Origin of the sequence: Herbaspirillum sp. 3R11, from assembly GCF_004563925.1 — a bacterium.
GTDB lineage: Bacteria > Pseudomonadota > Gammaproteobacteria > Burkholderiales > Burkholderiaceae_D > Herbaspirillum.
The window spans coordinates 688,920-700,897 of the sequence record NZ_SPNJ01000003.1 but is presented as its reverse complement, the minus strand read 5'-3'; the positions used below and the strand labels follow the sequence as shown (position 1 = coordinate 700,897).

Annotated in this window: 9 protein-coding genes; 5 read left to right on the top strand and 4 right to left on the bottom strand. The window is 61.0% G+C overall.

Features of this window, described 5'->3' with window-relative positions; all coding sequences use genetic code 11:
• Positions 1-86: 86 nt before the first annotated feature.
• From E4P32_RS16600 to glcF, 3 genes are read left to right on the top strand one after another with little or no spacing between them, the layout of a single operon-like run.
• A complete protein-coding gene (locus E4P32_RS16600; protein WP_116434747.1) occupies positions 87-1,574 on the top strand; it encodes an FAD-linked oxidase C-terminal domain-containing protein in 1,488 nt (495 codons plus the stop codon).
• Positions 1,575-1,577: 3 nt separating this feature from the next.
• Entirely contained in the window at positions 1,578-2,639 is a 1,062-nt protein-coding gene (gene glcE, locus E4P32_RS16595) for a glycolate oxidase subunit GlcE (protein WP_116434748.1), read from the top strand.
• 3 nt (positions 2,640-2,642) lie between these two features.
• Positions 2,643-3,884 (top strand): glycolate oxidase subunit GlcF, encoded by a 1,242-nt coding sequence (glcF, locus tag E4P32_RS16590; protein WP_116434750.1) that lies wholly within the window; start codon positions 2,643-2,645, stop codon positions 3,882-3,884.
• Positions 3,885-4,644: 760 nt separating this feature from the next.
• On the opposite strand, the gene E4P32_RS16585 is transcribed toward glcF, so the two are convergent.
• From E4P32_RS16585 to E4P32_RS16570, 4 genes are all read right to left on the bottom strand, one after another.
• Positions 4,645-5,109 (bottom strand): PPC domain-containing DNA-binding protein, encoded by a 465-nt coding sequence (locus tag E4P32_RS16585; RefSeq protein WP_116434754.1) that lies wholly within the window; start codon positions 5,107-5,109, stop codon positions 4,645-4,647.
• Positions 5,109-5,675 (bottom strand): DUF296 domain-containing protein, encoded by a 567-nt coding sequence (locus E4P32_RS16580; RefSeq protein WP_116434755.1) that lies wholly within the window; start codon positions 5,673-5,675, stop codon positions 5,109-5,111. Before E4P32_RS16580 ends, E4P32_RS16585 begins: the two co-directional genes overlap by 1 nt.
• On the bottom strand, positions 5,672-7,294 hold the full coding sequence (locus E4P32_RS16575; RefSeq protein WP_255419429.1) for an acyl-CoA synthetase: 1,623 nt from the start codon (positions 7,292-7,294) through the stop codon (positions 5,672-5,674). Before E4P32_RS16575 ends, E4P32_RS16580 begins: the two co-directional genes overlap by 4 nt.
• A gap of 69 nt (positions 7,295-7,363) precedes the next feature.
• Positions 7,364-8,551, bottom strand: a complete 1,188-nt coding sequence (locus E4P32_RS16570; RefSeq protein ID WP_199525643.1) for an acetyl-CoA acetyltransferase — start codon at positions 8,549-8,551, stop codon at positions 7,364-7,366.
• A gap of 478 nt (positions 8,552-9,029) precedes the next feature.
• On the opposite strand from E4P32_RS16570, the gene E4P32_RS16565 reads away from it, so the two are divergent.
• Together E4P32_RS16565 and E4P32_RS16560 are read left to right on the top strand one after the other, a co-directional pair.
• Positions 9,030-10,067 carry a TRAP transporter substrate-binding protein gene (locus tag E4P32_RS16565; protein WP_116434757.1) on the top strand — a complete coding sequence of 346 codons (1,038 nt, stop codon included), beginning with the start codon at positions 9,030-9,032 and terminating at the stop codon, positions 10,065-10,067.
• A 12-nt stretch (positions 10,068-10,079) separates the two neighbouring features.
• Positions 10,080-11,966 carry a TRAP transporter large permease subunit gene (locus tag E4P32_RS16560; protein WP_116435298.1) on the top strand — a complete coding sequence of 629 codons (1,887 nt, stop codon included), beginning with the start codon at positions 10,080-10,082 and terminating at the stop codon, positions 11,964-11,966.
• Positions 11,967-11,978: the final 12 nt, after the last annotated feature.

Below are 11,978 nucleotides of genomic sequence, written 5' to 3'. Positions count from 1 at the left end.
AAGCATTCCAAACCGGCGCCATAAGCCGGAAACAATAATTCATCTGTCATCGCCGCGTCCCAGCCCAAAGCCAAACGAGGTCACGCATGAACGCCCCAGTCGCTCCCTTATTTTCTCCCGCCCGCCAGCGCGAGGTGGTTGCCGCATTGAAAGCGGTGGTGCCGCCGCATTGCGTGCTGTTCGACGAAGAAGACACCCGCCCTTACGAGTGCGATGGCCTGGCCGCCTATCGCCAGTTGCCGATGGTCGTGGTTTTGCCCGAGAACGAAGCGCAGGTCATCGCCATCCTCACCACCTGCAACGACCTGAAAGTCCAGATCGTCCCGCGCGGCGCCGGCACCGGTTTGTCGGGCGGCGCCATGCCGATCGCCGACGGCGTGGTGGTGTCGACCGCCAAGTTCAACAAGATCGTCAGCATGGACAAGTATTCGCGTACCGCCGTGGTCCAGCCCGGCGTGCGCAACCTGGCGATCTCCGAAGCAGCGGCGCCTTATGGTCTCTACTACGCACCCGATCCATCGTCGCAGATCGCCTGCACCATCGGCGGCAACGTCGCCGAAAACTCCGGCGGCGTGCACTGCCTCAAATACGGCCTGACTGTGCACAACGTCCTGCGCGTGCGCATGGTCACCATCGAAGGCGACGTCGTCGAGCTCGGCAACGCCGGCCTCGATGCGCCCGGCCTCGATCTGCTGGCGGTCTTCATCGGCTCCGAAGGCATGCTCGGCATCGTCACCGAAGTTACCGTCAAGCTGGTGCCCAAGCCGCAGCAGGCGCGCGTGATCATGGCCTCGTTTGACGACGTGGTGAAGGGCGGCAATGCCGTCGCCAACGTGATCGCCGCCGGCATCATCCCGGCCGGCCTGGAGATGATGGACAAGACCAGCTCGCGCATGGTCGAGCCCTTCGTCAAGGCCGGCTATGACGTCGACGCCGAAGCGATCCTGCTGTGCGAATCCGACGGCACTACTGAAGAAGTCGAAGAAGAAATCGGCCGCATGAGCGAAGTGCTCAACGCCAGCGGCGCCACCGCCATCGCCGTATCGCAGTCCGAAGCCGAGCGCCTGCGCTTCTGGTCCGGCCGCAAGAACGCCTTCCCCGCAGCCGGCCGCATCTCGCCCGATTATTACTGCATGGACGGCACCATCCCGCGCAAGCGACTGGCCGAAGTCCTGCTCGGCATCGCCAAAATGGAAGGCAAGTATGGCCTGCGCTGCGCCAACGTGTTCCATGCCGGCGACGGCAATCTACATCCGCTGATTTTGTTCGACGCCAACCAGGCGGATGAATTTCACCGCGCCGAATTGTTCGGCGCCGAGATCCTCGAGCTGTGCGTCGAAGTCGGCGGCACCATCACCGGCGAGCACGGCGTCGGCATCGAGAAGATCAACTCCATGTGCGTGCAGTATTCGCCGGAAGAGCGCGAAGCCTTCTTCAAGGTCAAGCGCGCCTTCGACACGGCCTTCCTGCTCAACCCCGACAAGGCCATTCCGTCACTGCATCGCTGCGCCGAGTACGGCAAGATGCACGTGCAGCGCGGCGCCATCAAATTTCCCGATTTGCCAAGGTTTTAACGCATGGAACAGACACTGCAAGCATTCAAGGAGCGCATCGTCGCGGCCACGGCCGGCGGCGCGCCGCTGCAACTCCGCGGCGGCGGCACCAAGGACTGGTACGGCCAGGAACCGCGCGGCGAAGTGCTCGACACGCGTACCCACAGCGGCATCATCGATTACGAGCCGACCGAGCTGGTGATCACCGCACGTTGCGGCACGCCATTGTCGGAGATCGATGCCGCGCTGGCAGCCAACAATCAGGTGCTGGCGTTCGAACCGCCGCGCTTTGGCGGCTTCTCCACCGTCGGCGGCATGATCGCGACGGGTTTGTCGGGACCGGGCCGCCAGGCCAGCGGATCGGTGCGCGACTTCGTGCTCGGCGCCGATCTCATGGATGCGCAAGGACAGGTCCTGCATTTCGGCGGGCAGGTCATGAAGAACGTCGCCGGCTATGACGTTTCGCGCCTGCTGACCGGTTCACTCGGCACGCTCGGGCTGATCCTGCAGGCCTCGATCAAGGTATTGCCGCAAGCCTTCGCCACCAGTACGCGCGTGTTTGAAGTGGATCAGGCCAATGCCATCCGCCTGCTCAACGAATGGGGCGGGCAGCCTCTGCCGCTGTCGGCCAGCGCCTGGGTCAACGGCGTGCTGACGATTCGTTTGTCGGGCGCGCAGGCTGCGGTCTCTGCCGCAGAGACCAAGCTTGGCGGGTCGGAGCTGACCAACGGCGAAGATTTCTGGCGCGACCTGCGCGAGCAGAACCATGGGTTCTTCGCTGACGTGGATGCGCCGTTGTGGCGGATTTCCTTGCCGTCGGTGGCGCAGCCGCTGGCGCTCAATGGCGCGCAGCTGATCGAATGGGGTGGCGCCCAGCGCTGGTATCGCGGTGATGACGGCGTGGCCGCGATCCGCGCCGCCGCAACTGCAGCCGGCGGTCACGCCAGCCTGTATCGCGGCGGCGACAAGAGCGTGGGCGTGTTCCAGCCACTCGCGCCCGCGGTCGCCAAGATCCATCGCAACCTGAAAGCCTCCTTCGACCCATCCGGCATCTTCAATCCCGGTCGCATGTACAGCGAGTTTTAATCTATGCAAACCAACCTGGCCGATTTCATCCGCGACACTCCCGAAGGCAAGGAAGCCGACGCCATCCTGCGCTCCTGCGTGCATTGCGGATTCTGCACGGCGACTTGCCCGACCTATCAACTGCTGGGCGACGAACTCGACGGTCCGCGTGGTCGCATCTACCTGATCAAGCAGGTGCTCGAAGGCAAGCAGGCCACCGCCGCCACGCAATCGCACCTGGACCGTTGCCTGACCTGCCGCAACTGCGAATCGACCTGTCCGTCCGGCGTGCAGTACGGCCGCCTGGTCGACATCGGCCGCAAGGTGGTCGAAGATCAGGTGCCACGTCCGCTCGGCCAGCGCATCGTGCGCACCACGCTCAAGACGCTGCTGCCGAACAAGTGGTTGTTCAATCCGGCGATGAAGGCCGGTCAATTGGTGCGTCCGCTGTTGCCGCAAAAATTGCAGAACAAGGTGCCGGTCAAACAAGACGCGGGCCAGTGGCCGACGCGCACGCATGCGCGCAAGATGCTGATGCTCGACGGCTGCGTACAGCCGGCCATGTCGCCCAACATCAACAGTTCCACCGCACGCGTGCTGGATGCGCTGGGTGTCGAATTGATCGTGCCGCCCAAGGCCGGCTGCTGCGGCGCGATTCGTTATCACCTGAATGATCAGGATGGCGGGCTCAATGACATGCGCCGCAACATCGATGCGTGGTGGCCGTATGTGGACGGCTCGGCTGGATTTACCGTCGAGGCGATCGTGATGAATGCTTCCGGCTGCGGCGCCACCGTCAAGGAATACGGGCATCTGCTGCAGCACGACGCTGCCTACGCAGCCAAGGCGCATCGCATTTCGCAACTGACGCGCGACATCAGCGAGATTCTGCCGGACTTTGAAGTGGAGTTGGCGGGCAAGCTCAAGGGAAAAATCGGGAAACGCGTGGCTTATCATCCGCCTTGCACTTTGCAGCATGGGCAGAAGATTCGCGGCAAGGTGGAGCAGATTCTTGGTAGCGCCGGTGTTGACGTCAAGCTGTGCGCTGACAGTCATTTATGCTGTGGTTCTGCGGGGACTTATTCGGTGTTGCAGCCGGAGCTGTCTTATCGTTTGCGCGACAACAAGTTGAATAATTTGCAGGCTACTCAGCCTGACATGATTGTTTCGGGGAATATCGGATGCCTGACGCATTTGCAGTCGGGGACTGATACGCCGGTGAAGCATTGGATTGAGTTGTTGGATGCGGCTTTGGTGGGGGCGTAAGCTGGACGGTTTATTGGTAGCTAATTCTGTTTGCTCTTCGGACGACCGTGGTTGCCGGGGGCGGCCCGGCAGCCGCTCACTTTCTTTGCTTCGCCAAAGAAAGTAAGCAAAGAAAGGGTTGGAGCACTGCTCCAACGCAACGATTCGCCGCCCCTTCGGGGTTCCCGTTGGCGCCGCACTCAAATCGGGAAGGGAAACAAACTCGCTGCGCTCAGACAAGTTTCCCTTCTTTATCCGATTTGAGCACGTCACCAACGGCGACTCATAAGCGGAATTCTTTTTCCGGCTCGCTTCGCATTGCCTTGGGGGGCTCGCCTTCGGCATCGTGATTGCCTTCTCTCATCGCTTTTTAGCGATAGCGGAGAACGAGGACCGTCGCTTCACCTCTGTCCCCTGGCGATGCGAAGCGAGCCAGTCTGGAAGTCCGCTTGCGAGTAGCCGGTGGCGGCAGGTGCAAATCGGATAAAGAGGGGAAACTTGTCTGAGCGCAGCGAGTTTGTTTCCCCTCCCGATTTGTGCCTGCCGACGCCGGGGACCCCGAAGGGGCTACGAACCAGCGGTCGCTTCTTTTGCTTACTTTTCTTGGCGAGACAAGAAAAGTGAGTAGCTGCCGGGCTACCCCCGGCTTGGTCGTCCAAAGAAGGAAAAGAATAAACAACCTGAATAGGCTGCTCGAAGATCCCACGCACAAAACAAAAAAGCGGCCTCAAAAAGAGAGCCGCCTTCATCAATCATGCCAACGTAAGCCGGCAACCAAAAATCAAGCGTGCAAAACCTGCTGCGCCTGCTTCGGAATCCATTCCTGCAAGGTAATCTCAATCGTGATGAACGACAGATTCGCCCCTCGCACAAAGCGCCCCGCAAAAATCTTCCCCTCCACATCCGCCACCACCCCCTGCAAAGGATGGGCATGCGGCTTGCCGCCACCAAAACCGATCTCGCCGAAGACGTTGAGAATCTCAACCCCAGGTCCATTGATCTCCATTTCGCGCGACCCGGTAGGTGTCGCGTACTCCAGATGCGCATCGATCAGGCTGCCGATCGCGCCGCGCACGATGGCGGTCTGCATGCCGTATTGGCGACACAGCGCTTCCACGCTTTCGGTAAGGTCCTGGTTGGGTTTGAGGCGCGCCATCACCAGTTTTCCCAGTGTGCCTTCCTCTACCTGAATGTCGTTGTCGTTGGTGTGTGTCTCTGTGTTTTTTATAAGTGTTGATGTCGTCATCATGATTCCATGGGTGTCGGATGCAATAGACTGAATAGCGTCTCTTCATCGCTGTTGACGACGAAAGCGCCCTGGGAAAACAAGCACAGGCGGATGATGAGCGGATCGTCGCCCACTTCCACCGTGTCGAGCAATAAATGCCCGCCGTGTATCGAACCATCGCCGTCAAGGAAACCGGCGTGGCAATGCAATAATACTTTTCCTTCCTGGTTCTGGCCAACCGTGATTGCGCCGGTGACGAAGGTGATCACGCCTTCCAGCACATGCGGCGGGCCGTAGTCATACGGACGGTTGGCGTCGCGCGTGTTCTCTATGCGGTGGTAGTGCAGCTTGCGCGCGGTGCCGCCGCACATGCGGCCGACGCCGCCGCGCTGGCCGTAGCGTAGCAACACCTCACGCAAGGCGGCGCCGACTTTGGTGCCGGGTTGCAGCGTGATGCGCAGTTCTTCCGCCGGATTGGCTTCCAGGTCCAGCGTGCGCGGGTAGCTCTGCTGGCCGGCGTGAAGAAACTTGCGTACCTCGACAAATCCCGGATGGCCTTCGGCGGATTTGTTGGAAATTTTCATAAGCGATAGTCACCTTTCTCCTCGAGCAGACTTTTGATCTGCTTCTTGACGATCTTTCCATAACCGGATTTCGGCATGGTCTCCCAGAACACGAAGCGGCGCGGCCATTTGTATTTGGCGATGCGACTCTCCAGATGCGACAACAGCGCGTCGCCGTCGGCTTGCTGGCCTGACTTGGCGACGATGACGGCGATGCCGCTTTCGCCCCATTTCGGATCCGGCACGCCGAGCACGGCGACTTCGGACACCGACGGATGCGTCAGCAGCGCTTCTTCGATTTCGCGCGGATAGACGTTGGAGCCGCCCGAGATGTACATGTCGGACGAGCGGCCGGTGATGTAGAGGAAGCCGTCTTCGTCCACGTGGCCGAGGTCGCCGGTGTGGAACCAGTCGCCCTTGAAGGCCTTGGCGTTGGCGTCCGGATTGTTGTGATAGCCCATGAACACGGCGGGGCCGCGCACGCAGATTTCGCCGGTTTCAAATGACTTCAGTTTTTTGCAGCTGTCATCGAGGATGGCGATTTCCATGCCGGTGCGCGGCATGCCGCAGGAGCCGACGCGCGCTTTCGGGTGGGCGTCGTCCGCTTCGTGCATGTACGGCGGCAGGAAGGTGATGTTGCCCGTCACTTCGCCGAGGCCGTAGTACTGCACCAGCACCTTGCCGAGCTTCTTCAATGCGTACACCTGGTCGGCGCGGTACATCGGCGCACCGGCATAGATGACATGCTTGAGTGAGCTGTGGTCGTAGCGATCGACCGATTCGTCTTCGGTCAGGATCTTGACGATGGTCGGCACGGTGAACATGTTGTCGACGCGGTGGCGCTGCACCAGTTGCCAGGCTTCTTCCGGCACCAGGCGTTCGGTTGACAACAGGATGCTGGCGGCGCCGCGCGCCGTATTGACGACCGCGTGGATGCCGGCGCCGTGCGACAGCGGCGCCACCACCAGCGAGCGCGACTGATGCGTCAGGCCCGGCAACAGGTCGGCAAGGTGATTGGTGACGACGAAAGCCATCTGACCGTGCGACAGCATGCCTGCCTTGGGATGGCCGGTGGTGCCGGAAGTGTAGAAGAACCACAGCGGATCTTCGTAGTCGACTTCCACTTCATCGAAGGACTGGTGCGGACCCGTCGCGGTGGCCAGCGTTTCGAAATCGAGTTCGCCGGCGCGCGGGTCTTGCAGCGCGATGACGTGTTTCAGTGCGGGGGAGATTTCCTTGACGGCGTCGACGTAGTTGGCGAAGCCGCGGTCGTACAGCATGACGCTGGCGCCGCTGGACTGGCCGAGATAGGCAGCTTCCGGTGGCGTGATGCGCACGTTGGTCGGCACCCAGACCATGCCAAGCTTGAATGCCGCCCAGGCGCTTTCAAAAATCTGCAGGTTGTTGCGGGAGTGGACCAGCATCTTGTCGCCCTTGCTCACGCCCAGCTTTTGCAGAGAGTGGGCGAGGGTGTCGACGCGGTCGTTGATCTGTTTCCAGGTGGCGATCTTGTCGCCTTTGCCGTCCGCGGTGCCGTCGCCGAAAATCAGGCCGGGCTCGTCGGGGAAGCGGCGGGCGACATCGGACAGCAGGCGCCCCAGGTTCATTACTTTGGTTAACATCGTCTCGCTCGTGTGTATTTTTGTGTGGGTCTTTACTTCAGTTGCTGCTGCCGTGGTCCCGGGCAAGGCCGGGACCACGGAAAAAACTCAATGCACGCGTTCCAGAATACTCACGTAGTTCGCCACCGCAGCGCCACCCATGTTGAACACGCCGGCATAGCGCGCGTTCGGGATCTGCATGTCGCCGGCATCATGGCTGGCTTGCATCGCCGCCATCACGTGCATCGACACGCCGGTGGCGCCGACCGGATGGCCCTTGGACTTCAGGCCGCCGGATGGATTGATCGGCAGGCGGCCGTTCTTGGCGGTAACGCCGTCGAGGATGGCGCGCGCGCCCTGGCCCGGCTCGGCCAGGCCCATCGCTTCATATTCCAGCAACTCGGCGATGGTGAAGCAGTCGTGGGTTTCCACCAGCGACAGGTCGAGCAATTTCAGGTCGGCCTGTTTCAATGCCTGTTGCCATGCCAGCGTGCCGGCTTCGAAGCGGGTCGGGTCGCGGCGCGACAGCGGCAGGAAATCATTGACGTGCACGGCGGCGCGGAAGGTCACGGCGCGTTGCATGGTCTTGGCGACGTCGGCGGCGCTCAGGATCAGCGCGGCGGCGCCGTCGGAGATCAGCGAGCAGTCGGTGCGTTTCAAAGGACCGGCGACGAAGGGATTCTTTTCCGACACGTTGCGGCAGAAGTCAAAACCGAAATCCTTGCGCATATGGGCGTAGGGATTGCTCATGCCGTTCTTGTGATTCTTGGCAGCAATGGCGGCCAGCGCATCCGACTGGTCGCCGTAGCGGTCGAAGTAGGCTTGCGCGATCTTGCCGAACACGCCGGCGAAGCCGCCGGGGATACCGGCTTCTTCCTTGGCATAGCAGCACTTGAGCAGCACTTCGCCGACTTGCGGCGTGGCCAGCTCGGTCATTTTTTCAAAGCCGATCACCAGTGCATGCTTGGCCTGGCCGGACAGGATCGATTGCATGCCCGAGTGGATCGCGGCAGAGCCGGTGGCGCAGGCGTTTTCGACGCGTACGGCCGGTGTGAAGCGCAGCTCCGGCAAGGTATTGAACACCAGCGACGACGGGAAGTCCTGATACAGGAAGCCGCCGTTGAAGGTGCCGATGTGGATCGAGCCGATGTCTTCCGGCGTCAGGCCGGCGTGTTCGATGGCGGCTTTGGCGACCTGGCCGATCAGCGCTTCCGGATCGATGCCGTCGAGCTTGCCGAATTGGGAGTGATTCCAGCCGGTGATGCAGGGGGAGGATGCAGTCATGTGCGCAGTCATGTGTGTTCCTGAAAAGAGTATGTTGGGACAGCAATATGCAAAAACGATGCCACGAATTTTTCAGGCCGGCGCAGCATTGCCGCAGTGCTTGTTGTTATGGCGGCAGCGCCCCTAGGGCTGCGTCGGCGGGCCGTGATGGCGGTAAACATAGCACGTTGCGCGCGACCACGAATTTGCTGCACTGCAGGATAAAACTGGGATGAAAACCGCATACAGGTGTCAATCAAGTGTTCAGGCAATGCGACAGGTGTCGCATCAAAATAAACACCTGATTGGCCCTCACATCGCTTGTCGAAGCAGGCGTTTATCGAAGAGAATGTGCTTGCAATGCCGACTTCAGGGAGGGAAGCCCAGGTCCGTGGAAACACTTTCGCGACTTGGCATCCAAATTGCTCTAGAACGCATAAGCAGTGCTGAATTAGTCGTTACTAGTATCGGCAACATAAATTAACCAAAACTAAAATCAGGAGACAAACAGATGGGTAACCCAACTGCCAGCATCACTCGCCGTCGTTTTTTGAAGACTGTTTCCGTCGCTTCGGCCGCTGCCGCCACCGGCATGATGTCGACCCAGGCATTTGCCGCCGCTGAATTCACGCTGAAGTACGCCAACAACCTGCCGGCTACGCATCCGATGAATGTGCGCGCCAAGGAAATGGCCGCCAAGATCGCGACCGAATCCAAGGGCCGTATCGACTTCCAGGTTTATCCGAACAACCAGCTCGGCAATGACACCGACACGCTGGGCCAGGTGCGCGCGGGCGCGGTCGACTTCTTTACATTGTCGCCGTTGATCCTCGGCACGCTGGTGCCGGCTGCGCAGATCAGCGGCGTCGGTTTCGCGTTCAAGGATTACAACCAGGTGTGGGCAGCGCTGGACGGCGAACTGGGCGCACACGTGCGCAAGCAGATCGAGGCCAAGTCGTCCGTCTTTGCATTTGAAAAGATCTGGGACAACGGCTACCGCCAGATCACCAACAGCACCCGCGCGATCAACAAGCCGGAAGACCTCAAGGGCATGAAGCTGCGCGTGCCGCCGAGCCCGTTGTGGACATCGATGTTCCGCGCCTTCGATGCGGCGCCGGCCAGCATCAACTTCGCCGAAGTGTATTCCGCGTTGCAGACCAAGATCGTCGAAGGCCAGGAAAACCCGATGGCGATCATTTCGACAGCCAAGCTGTACGAAGTGCAAAAGTACTGCTCGATGACCAACCACATGTGGGATGGTTTCTGGTTCCTCGCCAACAAGAAGTCGTTCGAGCGTCTGCCGAAGGACCTGCAGGAAATCGTCACACGCAACGTCAATGAAGCCGGCATCAAGCAACGCGCCGACGTCAAGGCGTTGAACGATTCCCTGGCGACCGAAATGAAGGGCAAGGGCCTGGCCTTCAACGACACCGACAACGAAGCCTTCCGCGCCAAGCTGCGCAGCGCAGGTTTCTACGCCGAGTGGCACAAGAAGTTCGGTGACGAACCTTGGGCGCTGTTGGAGAAATACACCGGGAAGTTGGCGTAAATGGAAGCGGCGATGACCGAAGTGAGACTGCCTTCTGCATCGGCGCCGACCAACCCGCTGGCGCGTTTGCTGGCGGGCGTCAATCGCGGCGTCATGCACGTTGTCGCCGCGGTTGCTGCGGCGCTGGTGGTGGTGGAAACCGGCGTGCTGCTGGCCGGCGTGATCTACCGCTATGCGCTGCACGATCCGCTGATCTGGTCCGATGAACTGGCTTCGACGCTGTTCATCTGGCTGTCGATGCTGGGTGCAGTGCTGGCGCTGGACCGGGGCGAGCACATGCGCCTGACCGCCATCGTCAACAAGCTCTCCGACAAATGGCGCGTCTGGCTGGAAACGGTGGCCGCGCTGATCGTCTGCATCTTCGTGTTGATGATCATCCATCCCGCGGTCGACCATGCGTCGGAGCAGATGGCGATCACTACGCCTGCATTGGAAATCCCCGATGGCCTGCGCGCAGCTGCTTTGCCGGTCGGCGCGATCCTGATGTTCCTGGCGGCGATTGCCCGCATGGCGAGCCGCTCCAGCATCAAGCAGGTGCTGTCCGCTGTTGCTGTCGTGGCAGTAATCGGCGCCGTGCTGTGGATCAGCAAGCCGGCCTTGCTGGCGATGGGCAACTACAACCTGATCGTGTTCTTCGTGGTGCTGATCGGCGCTTGCGTGGCTGGTGGCATTCCGATTGCGTTCGCCTTCGGTACGGCGACCATGGCCTACCTGACGATCGCCACCGGCGCGCCGATGATGATCGTGGTCAGCCGCATGGATGAGGGCATGTCCAGCCTGATCCTGTTGTCGGTGCCATTGTTCGTGTTGCTCGGTTCGCTGCTGGAAATCAGTGGCCTTGCCAGAACGCTCATCGATTTCATGGCGGCCTTGCTGGGTCACGTACGCGGTGGCCTGCAATACGTGCTGCTGGGCGCGATGTTCCTGGTGTCCGGTATCTCCGGTTCCAAAGCAGCCGACATGGCCGCGATTGCGCCGGCGCTGTTCCCGGAAATGAAGAAGCGCGGTTCCAAGCCGGAAGAACTGGTGGCCTTGCTGTCGTCCTCCGGCGCCATGACCGAGACGATTCCGCCTAGCCTGGTGCTGATCACCATCGGTGCAGTCTGCAGCGTGTCGATTACGGCCTTGTTCATCGGTGGCCTGATGCCGGCCGTGATCGCAACAATTGCGATCGGCATCGTCTGCTGGTTCCGCGCTCGCCGCGAACCGATGCCGGATGTGAAGCGCGCCACCATCGGCGTGATCGGCAAGACCCTGATTGCGGCGATTCCTGCGCTGGCCTTGCCGATGCTGATTCGCGTGGCCGTGATCGAAGGCGTCGCCACCGCAACTGAAGTCGCCACCATCGGTGTCGCCTACACCATCGTGGTCGGCCTGGTCATGCATGCCTTCATGAAGCATATCGACTTCAAGCGCATCTATCCGATGCTGGTGGAAGCGGCGACCTTGTCGGGCGCGATCCTGCTGATCATCGGCATGGCCACCTCGATGGCCTGGGCGCTGACGCAGTCGGGCTTCTCGGCCAAGCTGGTGTCGCTGATGCAGGGCGTGCCGGGCGGTGGCTTCGGTTTCCTGCTGATCACGATCGTGATCTTCATCGTGCTGGGCAGCATCCTGGAAGGCATCCCGGCGATCGTGCTGTTCGGACCGCTGCTGTTCCCGGTGGCGCGTTCGCTGGGCATCCATGACGTGCACTACGCCATGGTGGTGATCCTGGCGATGGGCATTGGTCTCTTCGCACCACCGTTCGGCGTCGGCTTCTATGCCGCCTGCGCGATCGGCAAGGTGTCGCCGGACAAGGTCTTCAATCGCGTGTGGGGCTATCTGGCTGCGCTGGTGGTGGCCTTGCTGGTGGTGGCTGCGGTGCCGTGGATTTCGATCGGCTTCCTGGAACACTGATCAACAAAATTA

What these genes read in the sequence shown, in the direction of transcription:
- E4P32_RS16600 (WP_116434747.1), top strand. Translation starts at nt 87, where the DNA reads ATGAACGCCCCAGTCGCTCCCTTATTTTCTCCCGCCCGCCAGCGCGAG.
- glcE (WP_116434748.1), top strand. Translation starts at nt 1,578, where the DNA reads ATGGAACAGACACTGCAAGCATTCAAGGAGCGCATCGTCGCGGCCACG.
- glcF (WP_116434750.1), top strand. Translation starts at nt 2,643, where the DNA reads ATGCAAACCAACCTGGCCGATTTCATCCGCGACACTCCCGAAGGCAAG.
- E4P32_RS16585 (WP_116434754.1), bottom strand. Translation starts at nt 5,109, where the DNA reads ATGACGACATCAACACTTATAAAAAACACAGAGACACACACCAACGAC.
- E4P32_RS16580 (WP_116434755.1), bottom strand. Translation starts at nt 5,675, where the DNA reads ATGAAAATTTCCAACAAATCCGCCGAAGGCCATCCGGGATTTGTCGAG.
- E4P32_RS16570 (WP_199525643.1), bottom strand. Translation starts at nt 8,551, where the DNA reads ATGACTGCGCACATGACTGCATCCTCCCCCTGCATCACCGGCTGGAAT.
- E4P32_RS16565 (WP_116434757.1), top strand. Translation starts at nt 9,030, where the DNA reads ATGGGTAACCCAACTGCCAGCATCACTCGCCGTCGTTTTTTGAAGACT.
- E4P32_RS16560 (WP_116435298.1), top strand. Translation starts at nt 10,080, where the DNA reads ATGACCGAAGTGAGACTGCCTTCTGCATCGGCGCCGACCAACCCGCTG.